We start from the raw sequence: 19,985 nt of genomic DNA, 5'->3' as shown, positions 1-19,985 counted from the left end.
CTTTCAAAGGATGTCATCCCTGAGCCGATCAGGGCTTCCTCACCACACTTTTCGTGTTGTCGCTCGAATGGCGGTCGATCAGCTTGTGCATCGGGTCGATGCCGGCCTTCCTGGGGCGCTGGTCAACCCTGATCGTGAAGGTGTTCTCCTTTTGTGTGATCTTGTGTTTCTGCAGGTAGATGAGCTTGTCTTTCTTTTGTTCGTCTTTTCCGTAAACGCCGATGTCGATCCAGTCGTTGATGGCCACCGGGGTCTCCATGCCGGTGCTGTCGGCCCTGAGCTTCTCTGCGGATACCTTCAGCGTTATTTCAAAATGGGTGCTGTCGAGCTCCTGGTATTCCGCTTCAAGCGTTTTGTTCTCGAAGAGCGTAATGGTCTCGAACATATCGTGAATGACGGATTGCAGACTGTCTGGCGTTACCTGGCGGATGTAGCCGAGCAGGTCAGCCGACGTAGGATAGGGCGCATCTTTGAAACGCCAGGCTTCATTGTATCTTCTGAACGCGGCATTCAGGCTGTCTTCGCCGATGTAATCTTGTAAGGCGAAGAAGATGAGCGAAGCCTTCTGGTAGTGAATGTAGTTCTGACGCTCCACCAGCTCAAGCGGCTGTTCTTTTTTACTTTCCGTAGCGCGTCCCGACAGATAATTGTCAAGCTCGTATTTCAGATAACGTTCAATGGTCTCTGGCGTAAAAGCGTGCTTCATCACCATCAGCGCCGAGTATTGCGACATACTCTCCGATAACATGGCGTTTCCCTTCACATTGGCTTCCATCACCTGGTGGCCCCACCACTGGTGTGCTACCTCGTGTGCCGTTACGTAGTACGGATAGTCTATATCCTCATCAGGGTCGCTGATCCTGGCAATGAAACCGATGCCCTCTGAAAAAGGCACCGTGTTGGCGAACGACTGCGCAAATGAGGCATATCGTGGGAACTCCATGATTCGCATCTGCCTGAACTGGAAGGGACTGAAGTTCTTGCTGTAGTAAGCGAGCGCATCCTTCATGCCCTGCATCATGCGGTCGAGGTTGTACTCGTGGCCCGGGTGGTAATAGATCTCCAGGTTCACGTCGTTCCACTTGTCACGTTTTACGGCATACCGCGCCGACACCACAGAATAGAAGTTGCACATGGGGGCGTCCATCTTGTATTGGAAGTAACGGCGGTCATTTTCCTGCCATTCTTTCTGAAGATATCCGGGAGCGATGGCGATCTGGTCGTTGCTGGTGCTCACGGTCATCTCGAACCGGATGTGGTCCGCGTCGTCACCGAAGAGGCTCATGCCACGGCCGCGCGCATCGTTACGTCCCAGCATCCGCTCTTTTTCTTCGAGATCCTGCTCTTTGCGGTCGTCATCGTCGCCTATCTCATAATCATCCTGGTATCCCAGCGCAGGGAAGAAAGAGGTGTTGTTAAAGAACGTTCCGTTGAAGACCACGTTGGTGTTCGAGTTCTGCTCTTCGAACCCGCGGGTGACGAACGAGAGCTTGAAGCTCATCTTCACACTGTCGCCCGGCTGCAACGGAGCGACCAGCTCGTAGATGTAATAGCGGAAATCTTCATCGTGTTCTTTTACCTTGGCATCGCGATCGAACTTCAAATACGCCACCGTTAGCTGATGATCGTTGCTTTGCTGGATGTGCAGGTCGCGGATGGGTTGTGTGGTCTTGTTTTTCAGATAGTAATATCCTTCTGCCGTAAAATCGCGGTCGTATGGATACAGGTCTACCTTCAGGTTTGTTTCCACGATGCGGGGTTGTGCCAGCGTTTCGTATTTCTTGTACTTCTTTTCGTAGGCGGCCTGCTGTTCCTTCACCCGCTCTGAGGTCTCGAAATTATTAATGATGTTGGTGTTGTAGTAGATGAAGAACCCGGACGAAACAAACAGCACGGCAGCACCCAGCAGCAGCGTGACCATGCTCCGGTTGAGCCTCAGCTTGCCCGCTTTCCAGCGGATGTTCATCACGGATTCAGAACCCCGTACGGAGAAGATGACCGCTACCACGAAGAGGATCACCGAAAAAGCGAACCAGTATGTTTCAAACCATGTGAAAGGTGTGAGGAAATGCCCGTATACATTCATGTCGGAGTACGTGCCGATGTCTGCGGAGCCAAACTGGAAGAGCCCGTGCTCCAGCCCCAGTTCGCCGAGCACGCCGGTAAGAATAAAGAAGGCCACGCACACCGCGTATCCGATGAACTTGTTGTTTACCATCACCTGGATGAAGATGGAGAGAAAAGTATATAGTAACAGGAACGAGAGCGTTTCCGTGAACAGCGTGCTGAGGTAAACAGGCAATTCAAATTTGAAGTACCCATAAGCCACCTGGATCACAATGCCTGAAAGCACCAGCACCAGCAGCAGGCCGATGTAGACCAGCAGCAGCCCGAGGAATTTGGCGATGAGCGTGATAAAGTCGACAATGGGCAATGCATCGATGATCAGGTTCATTTTAACAGACCGCTCGCGCCACACAAGCTCGCCGGTGTAGAACACAACAATGATCAGGAAGAAGAGGTTGAAGCCCTGGATGATGCTCAGCACGTTGTACGTGGTGGGGTAGGCGCTTGTACCAAACAATTCGCTCATGTTGATGGCATTGAGGAACAGGAGCAGCAAGCCGGCGATCACAATGCCAATGAAAGGGATCTCTTTGACAACGGATGTGAAGTAAAGCGACGTGAGCTTGCCCAGTTGCCTGAACCTTGCTTTTGTATCGATCACGGGTTCCACAACAGGAATGGTGGTGGAAACGGATTGGACCTTGCGAAAATTATCGGCGGTGGATTTGCGCCTGATGAGTGCGTTGCGTACCACGTTGAAGCTGAAGCCGAAATACGTTACGGCCAGTGCCAGGATGCCAGCGCCCATCCAGATGAGCCTGTTGTAAAGGACGTAGCCCGAGAATGGTACCAGCTGAGTATTGCGTTCGGCCGGTGTCCAGTACTGTGTTTCATAGGCAAAAGCACGCAAACCGAAAGGGTCTACCATTGCGGCAAGTTCTTTCTGTTCCAGGTTCCGCAGCATAGTCTGGCTGGCGATGTACAGCACCAGCAAAAGAATGCCCTGGGTGTAGATAACGATTGTTTTGCGGCTGAGGGTACCACTCATAAAGAGGAGTGCCCCAGTAAAGAAACAGTTAGGTACTACAAAGACCAGGAAAGGCTGAATGAAGCTCCAGAAATTAAAAGGGAGCAATTTTTCTGCTTCTCGTCCTGGCCAGAAATCACCAATTAGAAACGCGATGCTGATGCCGGAGCCGATGAAAAGCAGCACCGCGAACGATCCCCAGAATCTTCCCATCAGGTAAGAAAACTTGCCCATCGGCGTGCTGAACATGATGGCCTCGGTGTTGTGCTCGAAGTCGCGCAGCACAGCCACACCCATGACGGCTGATGTAACGAGGGTTAAGAATAGAGTCATGATCACAGTCATGCGAGCGATCACAAACGGTGCATTCTCCTTTATCTGCCCGGCGGCGCCACCGATCTGCACGATGTCAGTAGTTACTGCCAGCAGACACATTACGAAGAAGATACCGAAGTAAATGTATGTGGCCGGCCTCTTCTTCCTGTATTTGAGCTCGAAACGGAATATTTCTTTAAACATAGAATAATGTTTGTGTGTCTAAACTGCGACCGCTTCTTTCTGTGTGCTGAAGATATGTGTGAAGTACACGTCTTCCAGGTCTGCCTCTACGGCCTCGAAGCTGGAGTCGGGTTGGGTGGTGCTGAACACACGGATCTCAGGTTTGCCGGAGATCAACCTTTCGGAGATCACCTGGTGATTCTGCTTGTGCGCCTCAAGCTCTGATTTGGTGATGCGTTTTTTCCAGACCTTGCCGTTAACATCAGCGATGGCATCGAGGGGATTTCCCTTGTACAATACCTCACCTTTGTTGATGATGGCCATATCGGTGCAAAGCTCTTTTACATCATCTACAATGTGCGTAGAAAGGATCACGATGGTATTTTCACCCAGCTCCGAAAGCAGGTTCAGAAAACGGTTCCTTTCAGCGGGATCGAGGCCCGCAGTGGGCTCGTCGACAATGATCAGCTTCGGATTTGCCAGCAGGGCCTGCGCGATGCCGAAACGTTGCTTCATACCACCGGAGTACCCACCTAGGTTCTTGTTGCGTGCACCCCAGAGGTTGGTCTTGTGAAGCAGGGTCTCCACAAGCTCCTTGCGTTGTTTGGCATTGCCAATCCCTTTGAGCACGGCAAGGTGATCGAGCAGAGTGATCGCATCAATCTTAGGATAGAGGCCGAACTCCTGGGGAAGGTACCCAAGGACCTTGCGCACTTCTTCTTTCTGTTTCAGCACGTCGATGGTGCCCAGGGTAACGCTGCCGCTGTCTGCCTCCTGTAAGGTTGCAATGGTACGCATGAGGGACGATTTGCCGGCGCCGTTAGGACCGAGCAATCCGAACATGCCCTGGCTGATGGTAAGACTCACATCTTTGAGTGCCTGCACTCCGTTGGAGTATGTTTTACTGAGATTCCTGATATCGAGAATCATGACTGATAGGGGTTAGATCCGTGAAGGATTAGTGTAGTGGAAGGGGAAAATAATTACAAAAGGCGGGGAAAACAATAAGAATCTTGAAGGAAGGAATCCCTTTTTAAGGAGTCCGTCATCCTGAATGGTGACAAGTGTAGGAGGGTGCGCGAGTGAAGGATCCCCGGATCAGATACTGCCAGCTTAAATCGGGCAGCGATGCTATGCGTTCGCACGTTGTTATCAGGGGATCCTTCGCTTCGCTCAGGATGGCGGTGTTAGTGAAAGCGGGTACTAAAGCACCACGTTCACGATCTTGCCGGGTACGATGATCACCTTTTTCGGAGGTTTGCCTTCGGTCCATTTCTGCACCATCTCTGAAGCTACCACCAGCTTCTCGATGTCTTCTTTTGGCATGTCGAGCGCGAACTCCATTTTGGCGCGCACCTTGCCGTTGATGGAGATGGGATACTCGAACGAGTTCTCTTTCAGGTACGCTTCGTTGTAGGCGGGGAACGACGCCTTGAGGATCGTTTCTTTGTGGCCCAGCTTTTCCCACAGCTCTTCGGCAATGTGCGGAGCGTAAGGTGCCAGCGCAATGGTGAGCGGTTCCAGCACGCTGCGCTTGTGGCACTTCAGCGACCCCAGCTCGTTCACGCAGATCATGAACTCGCTGACGGAAGTATTGAACGAAAAATTCTCGATGTCCTGCTCCACCTTGCGGATGGTTTTATGCAGGGCTTTCAGCTCCTCTTTTGAAGCGGCTTCATCGCTGATGCTGACGTTGCCGTTTGCATCGTGGAAGAGGTTCCAGAACTTGCGTAGGAATTTGAAAACACCGTCGATGCCATTGGTGTTCCAGGGTTTGGACGCCTCCAGCGGTCCCAGGAACATCTCGTACATGCGCAGCGTATCGGCACCGTAGCTCTCGATGATGTCATCGGGATTCACCACGTTGAAGTACGACTTGCTCATCTTCTCGATGGCAGCGCCGCAGATGTATTTTCCATCTTCGAGGATGAACTCGGCTTTCGCAAAATCAGGCTTCCATTTTTTGAAAGCTTCGGTATCGAGCTCCAGGCCGTTGACAATGTTCACGTCCACGTGCAGCTCGTCGGTCTCGTATTGTTTTTTCAATCCGGCAGAAACAAACTTGTGCGTACCCCTGATCCGGTACACGAAACGGGAGTCGCCGGTGATCTTGCCCTGGTTGATCAGTTTTTTGAACGGCTCCTGGAAGTTCAGGTAGCCAAGATCGTACAATACTTTCACCCAAAGGCGTGAATACAACAAGTGGGCTACTGCGTGCTCCGAGCCACCAATGTACACGTCAACCTGGTTCCAGTAGTCCAGCGCCTTGCGACCTGCAAACTCTTTGTCGTTGTGCGGGTCTGTGAAGCGCAGGAAATACCAGGCTGCACCCGCGTGGGTGGGCATGGTGTTGCTGTCGCGCTTCTCACGGTCGTTGATATGGATCCAGTCGCTCAGGTTGGCCAGTGGTCCTTCACCGGTGCCCGAGGGTTTGAAATTATCAGAAGGCGGTAACTCCAGCGGAAGATCTTTTTCGCTCATGGCGTACGGCATCATCTCGCGGTACACCACGGGGAAAGGCTCGCCCCAATAACGTTGCCTGCTCCAGCCGGCGTCGCGCATCTTATAGTTCACCTGGCGCTGCCCGATGCCGAGCTGCTCAACCTTCTTCACCACGATGTCGATGGCTTCTGACATCACGATGCCGTTCAGGAACTCTGAATTTTCCAGGATGGCATCTTTCGTAGGATTGGCCTCTTCGCCATTGTAATGCGAACCGATGATGTTGGTGATGGGCAGTTTGAAATGTTTGGCAAACTTGTGATCCCTTTCATCGCCGCAAGGCACACCCATGATGGCGCCGGTACCATAACCTGCCAGCACATATTCGCTGATCCACACAGGTATCTGGCGTCCGTTGAACGGGTTCACGGCAAACGCCCCGGTAAACGCACCCGTGATCTTCTTCACTTCGGCCATACGCTCTACTTCCGAGCGGCTCTCCACGTACTTCAGGTAATCATCAACCTCTTTTTGCTGTGCTTCGCTCACAATAGACTTCACCAGCTCATGCTCAGGGGCCAGCACCATGAAGTCTACACCGAAGATCGTATCAGGACGAGTGGTGAAGACTGTCAACGACAGATCCTTGGCGCGTTCAGCCACCAGGTTGAAGTTGATCTTTGCGCCCACGCTCTTGCCGATCCAGTTGCGCTGGATCTCTTTCATCGAGTCGCTGAAATCTATTTCGTCAAGCCCTTGGAGCAGGCGCTCGGCGTATTCCGTGATGCGCAGACTCCACTGGCGCATTTGCCTTTTCACCACGGGGAATCCGCCACGGTAGCTCACGCCGTTGATCACCTCGTCGTTGGCCAGCACCGTGCCCAGGGCCTCGCACCAGTTTACATCGGTGTAAGCCAGGTAGGCCAGGCGGTATTGCATGAAGATATCCTGACGCAGTTTCTCATCGAATGATTTCCAGTCGCCGGGAGTGAAAACGGTCTTCCCGGAGGGCAGTGTATACTTACCGTTGGGGAAGGGATGAGCGCTGTTGCCCTCGGTCTCGAAGATCTTTACGAGGTCGGCGATCCGTTCGGCCTTTTGCTTTTTGCGGTTATACCAGCTGTCGAACAATTGCAGGAAGATCCACTGCGTCCATTTATAATATTTCGGGTCGCAGGTCCTTACTTCACGGCTCCAGTCGTATGAAAATCCGATCTTATCGAGCTGTCTCCTGAAGTTCCGGATGTTCTGCTCGGTCGATACCGCAGGGTGGATACCGTGTTCGATGGCGTATTGCTCGGCGGGAAGTCCGAAGGCATCAAAGCCCATGGGATGAAGCACATTGAAGCCCTTCAGCCTTTTGTAACGGGCTACAATATCGGAAGCAATGTAACCGAGCGGGTGGCCCACATGCAGTCCCGCCCCGGATGGGTAGGGAAACATGTCGAGCGCATAGTATTTGGGCTTATCAGACTGGTTTTCAACCTTGTAAACCTGTCTTTTCTCCCATTCCTTACGCCACTTTTCCTCGATACGTTTGATCTCGTCCTTGCTGTAATCGGCCATTTTAATAGAATTCTGTCGTTGAAACGGCAAAAATAACCAATCTGCGGAAAAGCCCATCTTCCGATCCTGACAACTCATCCGTTTTCTTCAACAGTCCGGAAACTCAGATTCCGCGAAGTGAAGCGCCCGGCTCACCTTTACCGTGTAATCGCCAAAAAACACACCTATGAAAACACTGGCTACCATTTTTCTTTCCGCCTTGCAAACACTGGCATTCTCGCAGGCCACCATCTCCGGGCAGGTAACCGATGCTGCGGGAAATGCAGTTCCACTGGCCAATGTCTACCTCCTGGATACGTATGACGGTACCAGCGCAGATGACCAGGGAAAGTTCAGCTTTACCACCAACGAAACCGGTACGCAGGTGCTGGTGGCCAAATTCATCGGCTACCGGGAGTTCAGGCAGCCCCTGACCCTTTCGGGGAAGGATATCACGCTCGAAGTGAGATTGCAGGAAGAGGTCAGCGAGCTCAACGCGGTCACGATTTCGGCAGGCGCATTTACGGCCAGCGATGAATCGCGCAGAACCGTTTTCCGCGCTGTAGACATTGCCACCACGGCCGGCGCCACGGCAGACATTGCAGGTGCCCTCAACACGTTGCCCGGCACCCAGAAGGTGGGCGAGAGTGGAAGGCTCTTTGTGCGGGGTGGTGACAGCAACGAGGCCCGCACGTTCATCGATGGTATGCTGGTGCTGGATGCTTACAGTCCTGCGGCGCCCAACACACCTTCACGTGGCAGGTTCCTGCCCTTCATGTTCAAGGGCACAAGCTTCAGCACCGGCGGCTACTCGGCTGAGTATGGCCAGGCGCTCTCGTCGGCCCTGGCGCTCGACTCGAAAGACGAGTCGGAGATCACACGAACGGATATCGGTATCCTTTCCGTGGGAGGAGATCTTACGCATACCCAGGCTTGGGAAGGAGGTTCCGCTGCCGCCAAAGTGCAGTACACCAACCTGCGCCCATACATGGGGTTGATCAACCAGGAGATCGACTGGAAAACGCCGCCGGCATCGGTGCAGGGCATGGGCGCCTTTCGCCAGCGCGTGGGCAAGCAGGGCATGGTGAAAGCTTACGGTAATTTCTCACACTCCGATTTTTCACTGTACAACCACGACATCGACAATTACAACAACAAAGCGCAGTACGACCTTGCCAATGATTACCGGTATCTCAATGGATTCTATAAGACCGCGCTCAACGATAACTGGATGGTACGCGGCGGGTTGTCATACACCTACATGAATAACGACGTCACGCTCATGCAGGATAACACCCGTGAGACGGAAAAAGGTGTACATGCCAAGGCTGTTGCCGAAGGATCTTTATCCGATCAGGTGGAATTGAGAACGGGCGTTGAAGTGATCAACAGGTCGTATGAGCAGGTCATGCTTCCATTCGGTGGCACCGGTACAAGCCTGGGCTTCGATGAGACCATCACCGCGGCTTTCGCCGAAACGGATGTGTATGCCAGCAACAAGTTTGTGACACGCCTCGGTGCGAGGGTTGAGCACAACAACCTCACGGATAAGCTGAGTGTTGATCCACGCGCATCGCTCTCTTACAAGGCAGGTTCTACGGGCCAGGTGTCGCTGGCGTATGGCAGGTTCAGACAGTCACCCAAGAATCAATACCTGCAATACCTGAACACGCTCGGCCCCGAGCAGGCGCAGCACTTCATCCTGAACTATCAGCGGGTGGAGAATAACAGGACGTTCAGGATCGAAACGTATTATAAAAAATATGAGAATCTGGTGAAGACCGTCGATGCGCAGCTCACCAACCTCGGTTCGGGTTATGCGCGTGGTGTAGAATTGTTCCTGCGCGACAACGAGTCCGTTGACAAACTCGACTACTGGATCTCATACTCATACCTCGATACCAAACGCGACTACCTGGACTTTCCTGTGAAGGCCGTGCCCACGTTCGCTTCGAAGCACAATTTTTCCATCGTCGCAAAATATTTCGTGCAGAAGCTCAAGAGTCAACTGGGTGCCACTTATTCGTATGCCAGCGGAAGACCTTACAACGATCCCAACAGCGCGGTATTTAATGGTGGCAAAACGCCCGACTATCAGGACCTGAGCTTCAACTGGAGCTATTTGCCCAAACCTTATTTGATCGTGTACCTGTCATGCACCAACCTGCCCGGACGTAACAACATCTTCGGCTACGAATACAGCACGCAGATGAATGAGCAAGGTGTGTACAACGGAAGGCCCATCCGCCAGCCCGCCCCCCGGTTCCTGTTCATCGGCATCTTTATTACGCTTTCGAAAAACAAATCCGTGAATCAACTCCCTACGCTCTGAGAGTTTAAAGTTTAAAGTTCAAAGTTTAAAGTTGCTCGAAACAACTCCAGGCCTCGACGAACTTTAAACCTCAAACCTCAAACTTCAAACTTCAAACATTAAACTTTAAACATTAAACTTTTAACTTCTTTATTATGAAAACATTCAACATCCTCCCCGTACTCCTGGCCGCGCTGATCTTCGCCCTGGCCAGTTCTGCTTTCGCCGACGACGGCAAATATGAAGCTGCGATGAAAAAGAACATTCAGGCCGTTTACCAGGCAAAGTCCATGGACGAATATCAGCAGGCTGTCAATGCCTTCGACCGCATTGCTTTGGCAGAGAAAACAAAATGGGAGCCGCACTATTATAGCGCCTTCGGTTGCATCATGATGGCCGCCCAGGAAAAAGATGCGGCGAAGAAAGACGCGTACCTTGACCAGGCCGTGACCGCCATCGGAAAAGCCAAGGCCATTGCAGCCCAGGAATCAGAAGTGATCGCGCTGGAAGGGTTTGCGCACATGATCCGCGTTACCGTCGATCCCGCGTCGCGTGGCGCACAACTTTCGCCCCTGGCCATGCAGGCTTTTGGCAAGGCTTCTGCGCTGAACCCTGAAAACCCGAGAGCGCTTGTACTGTCGGCACAGATGCAGTTTGGCACAGCCCAGTTCTTCGGTTCGTCCACTACTGAAGCCTGCGCGGTCGTTACCCGCTCGCTGGAAAAATTCAACACCTATAAGTCAGACAACCCGCTGGCGCCGCAGTGGGGAAGGAGCATGGCGGAGAAGCTTAAAGCACAGTGTCAATAACAGATGTGAGGTTTGAAATACGAAATACGAGGTACGAAGTACGTGAGCATCGTACCTCGTATTTCGTACCTCGTACCTATTACTCGCAAACTAATTTGTAACTTTAAACTTCAAATTTTAAACTTTAAACTTCTAACTGAAGATGGACGCCTGTGACCGAAGAATGATCCTGAACGAAGCGCGGGATATCGTGCTGCTGATCATGGCAGGACTTGTGATGACGTTCACGGGGCTCGGCTGCAGGGATTGTGCGTTCAACTCCAAAATATTCTGGATCATTTCGTCCTTCAGCTCGCTGATCTGGGTAGTGCTCTGGAAAGGTAACGACTATATCGGCAGCTACATCTCCAGGAAGATCTCGTGGCTGCACTACCCGGTGAAGCGGTTCTTTATCGGTATGGTAGTCACCATTGGCTTTAGTTTGCTGGCCATCTATCTGCTGAGCACGACCTATAACGCGATCTTTGACATCAACATATCGCAGAACGTGTATTTCCCCATGATCATCACCATCATCATTTCGCTGTTCCTGCATGGCCGCGCTTTCCTCATGAACTGGCGGAAGACGTCTGTTGATGCGGAGAAACTTCAGAAAGAAAATATCATGGCCAAATACGAGAGCTTGAAGAACCAGGTGAATCCACATTTTCTTTTCAACAGCCTCAACGCGCTCACCAACCTGGTGTATGAAGACCAGGATAAAGCAGTGAAATTCATCAAGCAGCTGTCTGAGGTTTACCGTTATGTGCTCGACACGCGCGAAAAGGAAGTTGTACCGCTGGAGGAAGAGCTCAGGTTTCTGCGGGCATACCTTTTCCTTCAGCAGATCAGGTTTGGCAACAAGCTGGTGGTGGAAATCGATATTCAGAACGATAGCGAGATCCGGATCGCACCCCTGGCCTTGCAGATGCTGCTGGAGAATGCCATTAAGCATAACGTAGTCTCCGAAGACGATCCGCTGCTGATCAGGGTCTATACCAACAGTCATTACATCATCGTTGAGAACAACATCCAGAAGAAGGCCATGCTTGGAGAGCCTTCTTTGGGTGTGGGGCTCGAGAACATTCGCAAGCGTTACGAATTCCTGAGCACCACCAGGGTGGAGGTGAACGAGGACCAGTCGCGCTTCCAGGTAAAACTTCCTGTACTGACAGGTGCCGCCGCATGAACATACTCATCATTGAAGACGAAATACAGGCAGCCCAGCGCCTTGAGAAGCTGGTGCGTGAGCTCATTCCCGGCGCGCAGATCGTAGCCACTATCGACACGGTAAAAAAAGCCGTGCAGTGGATGAATACCAACCCTGCCCCGGAGCTTGCGCTGATGGACATACAACTTGCCGACGGCATCAGCTTTCAGATCTTCGAACAATGCGAAGTGAAATGTCCTGTGATCTTCACCACCGCCTACGATGAATACGCGCTCAAGGCCTTCAAGGTGAACAGCATCGACTATATTCTGAAACCGGTAGACAAAGACGAGCTGCAGGCTGCCCTGAAAAAATTCAATGGACTCACCCGCAGCGAATCTGGCACCCGGCAGATCCTCGACAACATCGGCCAGGCGGTGCAGATGCTGATGAAAAAATACAAGACACGTTTTGTGATCAAGGTGGGCGAGCACCTGAAGACCATCGAGGTGGGAGCCGTGCGCTATTTTTATAGTCAGGACAAGACCACGTTCTGTGTTACAGACGAGAACAGGAATTTTGTGCTCGACTACACCCTCGAGCAGCTGGAAGAAATGCTGGACCCCGCAGATTTTTTCAGGATCAACCGTAAATACCTGGTGCGGTCAGGCGCCATCCAGGACATCATCAGCTACACCAACAGCAGGCTGAGGCTTGTATTAAAGGGCTGCCAGGATAACGACATTATTGTGGCAAGGGAGAGGGTGCAGGAGTTTAAAACTTGGTTAGACAAGTGAGGAGGAGCCTGGACTAGGAGTAAGGAGTCAGAAGTAAGGAGCCAGGAGGGGGACGTCTTCGATTGGAGACTCGGTATCATACATCCCGTTCTGAACTCATATCCGAGAGGAGTGAACAGTTAGGCGATTAGGGAGTCATGCTAATCAGATTTATAACACTGTAACTGTGAAAAGCTCACGGTACTAAAACCGGCAACTTGCAACCGGCAACTGGTAACTAATTCGAGCCGTTCATCACTGGTGGTTGCCTGTTGGCGGCGAGTTTGCGCTGAAGCTCTTCGATGTCGGCCTGTTTCAGGGGTTTGGTAATGAACTGGATCACGCTCTTGTTCTCGAATACCTGCTCGCGGTCTTTCATGCTGTTGGAGCTGGTGAGCACCACGATCCGGGATTTCGTTTTGATCTTGTCAGGAAGGGTATCGAAGCTTTTCAGGAAGCCGAAGCCATCAACCTCTGGCATATTCAGGTCAAGGAAAATAATGTCAGGCGGCGTTTCGCCGTTACTGTTCCTGAGCCAGTTCAGGGCTTCAACGGCCGACTTATACGAGATCAGCTGATCTGAAAAATTGTAAACCTCAAGAAACCTGCGCTGTATAAACAGGTCAATGTCACTATCATCGATCAGCACGGTTTTGTTTACCATTTTAGCCATAGTCGCCAGGTTCCTCCGGGTTCATCTAAACTTAACCAAAAAGTAGGCAAAAACCAGAAAATTCGGCCAAAAATATAGCTACTCGTTTTATACGAGTAAAAAATGTATTAAAATTGAATCTTCTAAACCTATGATACGACCATGAACTTAAAGCAACCCATTTATTTCTTTCTTTGTGCTCTTCTCGCTGCGGGTTTGGCCTCGTGTGCGTCTTCCAGTGAAGATAAGAACAAGAATTCTGACGAATTTGATGAGGCAGGAGAGTCCCTGAAGCAACAAATTGAAGAAGTAGTCTATAACATACCCTCGCCTTCCGAAATCCCGTATTTATTGCAGGCTACAGGGGCTGAGTTCAACCAAACCCTGGTGAACCCGAGGCAAAAAGTAGATTCTTACACTACGCTCAATCACAAAGCGGCTTTAAACCTGGGTGTGTATGTTGCCGATATCGGTTATCTCACTTCATACGATAAAACACAGGAAGCGATCGACTACCTGAGCTCGTGCAAAACGCTGGCTGACAACCTCGGCCTGATCGGCACTTTTGATTCGGAGCTCGGAAAACAATTTGAGAAGAACATCTCCAACAAAGATTCGCTGGCACAACTGCTGGATAAAACCATCAAGCAGGCCGAAGCATTCCTGATCGATGACAACCGTAACAAGCTTTCATCGCTGGTGGTTACCGGAAGCTTTATCGAAGGTCTTTACATCTCTACAGGTCTTATCAAATCGTATCCCAAGAACATTTTACCCGAAGACAGCCGCAACCTGGTGCTCACGCCGCTGATGCGCGTGGTGCTGGAACAGAAAAAAGCTGTTAGCGAATTGTTAAAAATGCTTAAAACTGTTGACCAGAGCGAGCCCATCGCCTCTATTTCAGCAGATATCAAAACCCTGGAAGAAACCTACGAGAAGCTCAATATCGAAGAGCAGATCAAGAACAACCGGGCCGACCTGGTGCTCAGCGACAAGAACCTCGAGGGTATCACTACCATCGTAGAAAAGATCAGAAAAGAAATCACAGAATAATACGCTGTGAAGGCAAAGAAAAAGGGAACTGGCTCAATACCGGTTCCCTTTTTTTTATGACAGAATTTACATCTTTCACTATCTTTAAAGCTTAACCTTTACCCCATGAGTGAAGCATTGCTCAAAGCTATTCTGCGTCTGTTTGCCGTTGTGGCCAAGGAAGGAGATGTTACCAAGCAGGAACGAGACCAGATCAGGGTCTTCCTCAATGATCACCTGAGCCAGTCGGCCGTAGATGGCTACCTGAAGCTTTTTGACGAATACACGAAAACGATTTCGGAGACGGGTGCCGATGCCAGTGCTATCGAGAAGCTTTGTGCGGAGATCAATCCGCATCTTACCCAGAAACAGAAGATCGTGATCGTGCTCGAGCTGATCAGCATTATCCAGGCTGATGGCACCATTTCGGAGCACGAGGAGAAACTGGTGTCAACGATCGGTGAATGCTTCAAGATCAGCGCCCGGGAGATCGAGGCTATCCAGGTATTCGTGCTGGGTAACCAACCATCAGAGCTCGACCACGATCACCTGCTCATCGTAGATGCATCGCCCACGGCCACTTTTGCCAACGCCCGCCATATGGTGCGCGATCACCTCAACGGCTTCATCGCCATTCTGCATGTGGAGCAGAACGACCTGTACTTCCTGAAATACCTCGGCAAAACCGATGTTTACCTGAACGGCGTTCCGGTGAAGTCTGGCAAGATCAGTGTGCTGGCGGTGGGAAGCCTCCTGCGTTGGGATAAGGACGAGCCTGTGTACTATGGCCAGATCCTGAGCCAGTTCATGAAACCGGGTACCCACAGCCGCACTTCGTTCGAAGCCAAAGGCATCACTTTCAAGTTCAAGAACGGAAGACTGGGGCTGCGCAATGTGAATCTCTCCGAGGAATCGGGTAACCTGATCGCGCTGATGGGTGCGAGCGGCGCGGGAAAATCGACGCTGCTGCACGTGCTCAACGGCTCCGAAAAACCCTCCGGCGGCCAGGTGCTGATCAACGATATCGACATCCACCAGGCGCCTGACAAGATCGAAGGTGTGATCGGGTTTGTTCCGCAAGACGACCTGCTCATCGAAGACCTTACCGTTTACCAGAACCTGTACTTCGCCGCCAAGCTGTGCTTCAGCCAGAAGAACGAGGAGGAGATTGACCTGCTCGTGATGAAAGTGCTCGAAGACCTGGGCCTTGCAGAGATCAAAGATCTGAAAGTAGGCTCACCGTTGCGCAAGACCATCAGCGGCGGGCAGCGCAAACGCCTCAACATCGGGCTGGAGCTGCTGCGCGAGCCGGCAGTACTCTTTTGTGACGAGCCCACCAGTGGTCTGTCGTCACGCGATTCTGAAAATATCATCGACCTGCTCAAAGAGCTCTCGCTGAAAGGCAAGCTCGTTTTTGCCGTGATCCACCAGCCGTCGTCAGACATCTTTAAAATGTTCGACAAGCTGCTGATCCTCGATACGGGAGGCTACCAGATCTACTATGGCAACCCCGTGGATGCCATCGTTTATTTCAAGAAGAGCATCAACCTGGTGAATAGCGATGAGGGCGAATGCCACGAATGCGGCAACGTGAACCCCGAGCAGATCTTCAACATCATCGAAACCAAGGTGATCAATGAATACGGGCATTTCACCAACGAGCGTAAGATGACCGCACAGCAATGGCACGAGATCTACGAGAAGAACTACAAGCCTTTTTCCGTGAAGACGTCAAACGATGAGCCGCACTCAACGCTGAACATCCCTTCACGGTTCCGGCAGGCGCACCTGTTCTCCATGCGCGATATCCAGGCCAAGATCCACAACAGGCAGTACATGATCATCAACCTGCTGGAGGCACCGGTGCTGGCATTTATCCTCGCTTTCATTGTACGCTATTACAACATAGACGACAAGCTCACCACAGGGTATGTGTTCAGCAAAAACCTGAACCTGCCTGCGTATCTTTTTATGAGCGTGATCGTAGCGCTGTTCATGGGACTTACCGTGAGCGCCGAAGAGATCATCCGCGACCGCAAGATCCTGAAACGTGAGGCGTTCCTTCACCTGAGCCGCAGCAGTTATATCCTTTCGAAGATCTCCATTCTTTTTATACTCTCGGCCATTCAAACGTTGATGTTCGTGATCGTAGGATCATACATTCTCGAGATCAAGGGACTGTTCTTCGAACACTGGTTCATCCTTTTCACGGTGTCTTGTTTTGCAAACCTGCTGGGGTTGAACATCTCATCAGCGTTCAACTCTGCCGTTACCATTTACATCCTCATACCGCTGCTGCTGATCCCGCAGCTGATCCTGAGTGGCGTGGTGGTGAAATTCGACAAACTCAATCCTGCTATCGGAAATACAGCTACAGTTCCCTTTGTGGGCGATCTCATGGCCTCGCGATGGGCTTTCGAAGCAGCCATGGTCACACAGTTCAAGGACAACCGCTTTTCGAAAGAGTTCTACATGTATGACAAGGTGATGGCCAACGCTGACTTTATGAAAGTGTACCTGATCCCCGAGCTGGAAACCAGGATCCAGTATTGCATCAACAACTATCGTTCGCCCGACCCGGAAGTGAAAGAAACAATGCAGAAGAACCTGGCCCTCATCCGCAGGGAGATCGGCCAGGAATTGAACCTGGTGGGCGCGGATAAGTTCAAACACATGGATAACCTTGTGCCGGCGCGCTTCGATTCAACCGTATACCAGGACCTTACGGTATTTCTTGATCAGCTGAAGACATTTTACATCCGCCGGTACAATGTGGCTGACCAGAAAAAAGAAGCGAAGATCCGCGAGATGACCAGTACGCCCGAAAAAGAAAAAGCGCTCGAAGACCTGCGCGAGCAATACAACAACGAGTCGATCATGGAACTGGTGAAGAACCTGTCAGAGACGCACCGAATCATCGAGCAGGATGGCAAGCTCATCCAGAAGATCTACCCGATCTACAAAGATCCGGAGCCTGACCACATGGTTGATTTTAATGCGCAGTTCTACATGCCGACCAAACATTTCCTGAGAAGCAACGTCGATACATTTTATTTCAATACGGGGGTGATCTGGTCTATGACGTTGGTGCTGGCCTTGCTGCTGTATTTTGATGTGCTGCGCAGGATCATCGATGGCATTGGCAGTCTCTCGAACCCGTTGCACAGAAGGAAATAGAAACCAGCCTGCGGTAGCGTATGTTTTTTGTCCTTTCCAAAACACTGACCTACCTGGTGATGCCGCTCACGCTGATCTGCATCTGCCTGCTGGCTTCGGTGGTGATCAGGAATGTGCGTTGGAAAAAAAGGATGCTCTGGTCAGGCCTGGTGATGTTGCTCTTTTTCAGCAACGATTTTATTGCGAACGAATGCATGCGCGCCTGGGAGCTTCCGCCCACGCCGATCAGCGATTTGCAGCCCTATGAATTGGGCATTGTACTTACCGGCTCGACCTTGTCACTCAGTCCGAATGACCGTGTGTACTTTCAACGAGGCGCCGACCGGGTAACACACACCGTTCAGCTTTACAAAGCAGGACTTCTGGAGAAAATACTCATCAGCGGTGGCAGCGGGCGTTTAACGGGCGAGCCTGAACCGGAAGCAAACCTGTTCAAAAAAGCAATGGTGATGATGGGCGTTCCTGACAGTGCCATCATCATTGAAAATGAAACACGGAATACCTACGAGTCGGCCGTCCAGGTAAAGCAGATGCTGGAAGATCAGGGATACAAAGGGGCGGATTGCCTGTTGATCACCTCCGCTTTTCACATGCGCCGTTCGCTGGCATGTTATCGCAAGGCAGGGGTGCAGCTCGATCACTTCACCACTGATTTCTATTCACATTCCCGTGAATTTTATCCAGATACCCTGATCATTCCGCAGCTGAATGCGCTGATCGTTTGGCACAAGCTTGTCCGCGAATGGGTGGGATTTTTAGCATATAAGCTGGCTGGTTATATTTGAGGTATGAAAAGCATCATCACATTTCTCCTGGTTGTAGCGGCTACGGGTTGTTTTGCTCAATCTGCTGTGGAAGACCTGTCACCCGCGGCATTTAAATCGAAGATGGATTCTCTGTCAGGCGAGGTGCTCCTTGACCTGCGAACGTCTGATGAGATGGCCAGGGGCGTGATCCCGGGCGCTGATCAGCTCGACTATTTTAGAAAGGATTTTGAATCTGCGGTAGGCAAGCTTGACAGGAACAAAACCTATTTTATTTATTGCGCAGTGGGCGGCAGAAGCAGGGAGACGGCCGACCTGATGGCCCGCCTGGGATTCAAGCACGTTTATAACCTCGCAGAAGGATTTACGGCCTGGAAAAAACAGAAGCTGCCGATATCCAGGGCAAAGTGATCATTTTAGCTGCTGCATTTTTTTGATCACATCATCGATGTACGGATCTATTCCTGTGGTATGGTCCTTTCCTGGCAGCGGAATGAATTTCAAAGTCTCAGCAGACGTTCCATTGGCGATCAGTTTCTGATAGGTGGTAACACTGTTCTCGTAAGGAACGGTGGTGTCTTGCTGTCCGTGGTACATATACATGGGAATTGACGGTGCCCAGTCCGTTAACGAATTCTCGGCAAAAGCATTGCGGATGTAGGCATACCGGGTGTCGGTGTCGAGGTTCAGCCTCAGGTCTTCCCTGATCAGCTCACCCATCCGGTTAGAAAGCTGTACATTGATATTTCCCGCGCTGGTAATTCCGTCGAACAGGTTCGGGATGCGCGAGACATAGGGCTCGTTAAAAAAATCTGCAAGAAGGCCACTCTTCTCATAGTACAGTTGGTAGCTCCTTGCCACGTAAGCGAGGTAATAAGGCTGCGGATATTGATCCTGGTTGAAAATGTAGTGCTGCATGGCCTGGATATCGTAGCCTCCGGCAGCGGGAAACGACGCGACCAGGTCGATGTCTTTTATAGGCTCCGCTTCAATCGCTTTGTGCGCCGCCATCGTGGCGTAACCACCCTCAGAGTAGCCCGCCAGGAAAAGCCTGTTGTTGAAGCTCACGTCGTCATCTTCCGCCAGCTCAGCGGCCGCCCTGACATTGTCTACGATCGCCTGGGCAATGGCTTCCTCCACGTAATAGGGGTGGAAGATGTTCTTGGATTGCCCGAAGCCGATCATGTCCGGCACCACTACTATAAAACCTGATGATGCCATGGCGGCATACACCACCAGGTCAAAGCTGCCCGCCCCTTGCGCAGAGGGTGCGTCGGTCTGCTGTACAATGGTGCCGTGCTGAACGCTCACCATGCCGACTTGATCCGTAGTAAAGGGCAGGGCGATCACGCCCGAAGCAACGATCTCATCACCTTTATAAGTGGTCTTGTAAGTAACGCGATACGTATTCACGTTATATTTCATAATGGAAGGATCGATATCCCTCCCCGAGAACTGAACAAGCGTTTTCAGTTGCTGCGCTGTCCTTGATTCTATCTTGACTGACTCTACCAGTACTTTCTCCACCACGGGCGGTGGATTGTTGTCATCAGAACAGGCAATCACAAACCAAGTGATGCTGAAAAAAAGCAGCCGGGTGATGGAGGGTGTCTTGATCATGATTAACAGGATTTCAGGATTACTGGATTTACTTACTCGCTTGCATTGGCTTGAGCCGACAGGCACAGATACTTTAACAGTGAAGGAGAAAAAAAAAGTGCTCACGAAGAGCACTTTTTTTCTGTGATGAAGATCG

The 19,985-nt window shown here is 51.3% G+C and carries 13 protein-coding genes; 8 read left to right on the top strand and 5 right to left on the bottom strand.

Going from position 1 to position 19,985, the window contains the following annotated elements:
• Window positions 1–28: 28 nt before the first annotated feature.
• From KK083_RS02750 to leuS, 3 genes are all read right to left on the bottom strand, one after another.
• Complete coding sequence (locus KK083_RS02750) at window positions 29–3,613, bottom strand: M1 family aminopeptidase (protein WP_254160459.1); 3,585 nt, start codon at window positions 3,611–3,613, stop codon at window positions 29–31.
• 18 nt (window positions 3,614–3,631) lie between these two features.
• Window positions 3,632–4,522 (bottom strand): ABC transporter ATP-binding protein, encoded by an 891-nt coding sequence (locus tag KK083_RS02745; protein WP_254160458.1) that lies wholly within the window; start codon window positions 4,520–4,522, stop codon window positions 3,632–3,634.
• 273 nt (window positions 4,523–4,795) lie between these two features.
• Window positions 4,796–7,600, bottom strand: a complete 2,805-nt coding sequence (leuS, locus tag KK083_RS02740) for a leucine--tRNA ligase (RefSeq protein WP_254160457.1) — start codon at window positions 7,598–7,600, stop codon at window positions 4,796–4,798.
• Window positions 7,601–7,766: 166 nt separating this feature from the next.
• Between leuS and KK083_RS02735 the strand changes: the two genes are divergently transcribed.
• The 4 genes from KK083_RS02735 (at window position 7,767) to KK083_RS02720 (ending at window position 12,625) form a co-directional block, all read left to right on the top strand.
• Window positions 7,767–9,911, top strand: a complete 2,145-nt coding sequence (locus KK083_RS02735; protein ID WP_254160456.1) for a TonB-dependent receptor — start codon at window positions 7,767–7,769, stop codon at window positions 9,909–9,911.
• A gap of 134 nt (window positions 9,912–10,045) precedes the next feature.
• The gene (locus KK083_RS02730; protein ID WP_254160455.1) at window positions 10,046–10,699 is read left to right on the top strand and encodes a hypothetical protein; all 654 of its coding nucleotides are present in this window, start codon (window positions 10,046–10,048) and stop codon (window positions 10,697–10,699) included.
• A gap of 142 nt (window positions 10,700–10,841) precedes the next feature.
• A complete protein-coding gene (locus tag KK083_RS02725) occupies window positions 10,842–11,867 on the top strand; it encodes a sensor histidine kinase (RefSeq protein ID WP_254160454.1) in 1,026 nt (341 codons plus the stop codon).
• The gene (locus tag KK083_RS02720) at window positions 11,864–12,625 is read left to right on the top strand and encodes a LytR/AlgR family response regulator transcription factor (protein ID WP_254160453.1); all 762 of its coding nucleotides are present in this window, start codon (window positions 11,864–11,866) and stop codon (window positions 12,623–12,625) included. Before KK083_RS02725 ends, KK083_RS02720 begins: the two co-directional genes overlap by 4 nt.
• 217 nt (window positions 12,626–12,842) lie before the next feature.
• Here the strand turns inward: KK083_RS02720 and KK083_RS02715 are convergent, their stop codons facing one another.
• Window positions 12,843–13,277 (bottom strand): response regulator, encoded by a 435-nt coding sequence (locus tag KK083_RS02715; protein WP_254160452.1) that lies wholly within the window; start codon window positions 13,275–13,277, stop codon window positions 12,843–12,845.
• A 141-nt stretch (window positions 13,278–13,418) separates the two neighbouring features.
• On the opposite strand from KK083_RS02715, the gene KK083_RS02710 reads away from it, so the two are divergent.
• The 4 genes from KK083_RS02710 (at window position 13,419) to KK083_RS02695 (ending at window position 18,640) form a co-directional block, all read left to right on the top strand.
• The gene (locus KK083_RS02710) at window positions 13,419–14,309 is read left to right on the top strand and encodes a hypothetical protein (RefSeq protein WP_254160451.1); all 891 of its coding nucleotides are present in this window, start codon (window positions 13,419–13,421) and stop codon (window positions 14,307–14,309) included.
• 105 nt (window positions 14,310–14,414) lie between these two features.
• On the top strand, window positions 14,415–17,465 hold the full coding sequence (locus KK083_RS02705) for an ATP-binding cassette domain-containing protein (RefSeq protein WP_254160450.1): 3,051 nt from the start codon (window positions 14,415–14,417) through the stop codon (window positions 17,463–17,465).
• 20 nt (window positions 17,466–17,485) lie between these two features.
• Window positions 17,486–18,250, top strand: coding sequence for a YdcF family protein (locus KK083_RS02700; RefSeq protein ID WP_254160449.1), 765 nt, complete (start codon window positions 17,486–17,488; stop codon window positions 18,248–18,250).
• Window positions 18,251–18,253: 3 nt separating this feature from the next.
• Window positions 18,254–18,640 (top strand): rhodanese-like domain-containing protein, encoded by a 387-nt coding sequence (locus tag KK083_RS02695; protein ID WP_254160448.1) that lies wholly within the window; start codon window positions 18,254–18,256, stop codon window positions 18,638–18,640.
• Here KK083_RS02695 and KK083_RS02690 read toward each other — a convergent pair whose 3' ends face one another.
• Window positions 18,641–19,849, bottom strand: a complete 1,209-nt coding sequence (locus KK083_RS02690) for an alpha/beta hydrolase family protein (RefSeq protein ID WP_254160446.1) — start codon at window positions 19,847–19,849, stop codon at window positions 18,641–18,643. It abuts the gene before it with no gap.
• Window positions 19,850–19,985 lie beyond the last annotated feature (136 nt).

The organism is Chryseosolibacter histidinae (assembly GCF_018598225.1).
Lineage (GTDB): Bacteria > Bacteroidota > Bacteroidia > Cytophagales > Cyclobacteriaceae > Chryseosolibacter > Chryseosolibacter histidini.
The sequence above is the reverse complement of the archived record's forward strand: the minus strand, read 5'-3'. Positions and strand labels throughout refer to the sequence as shown.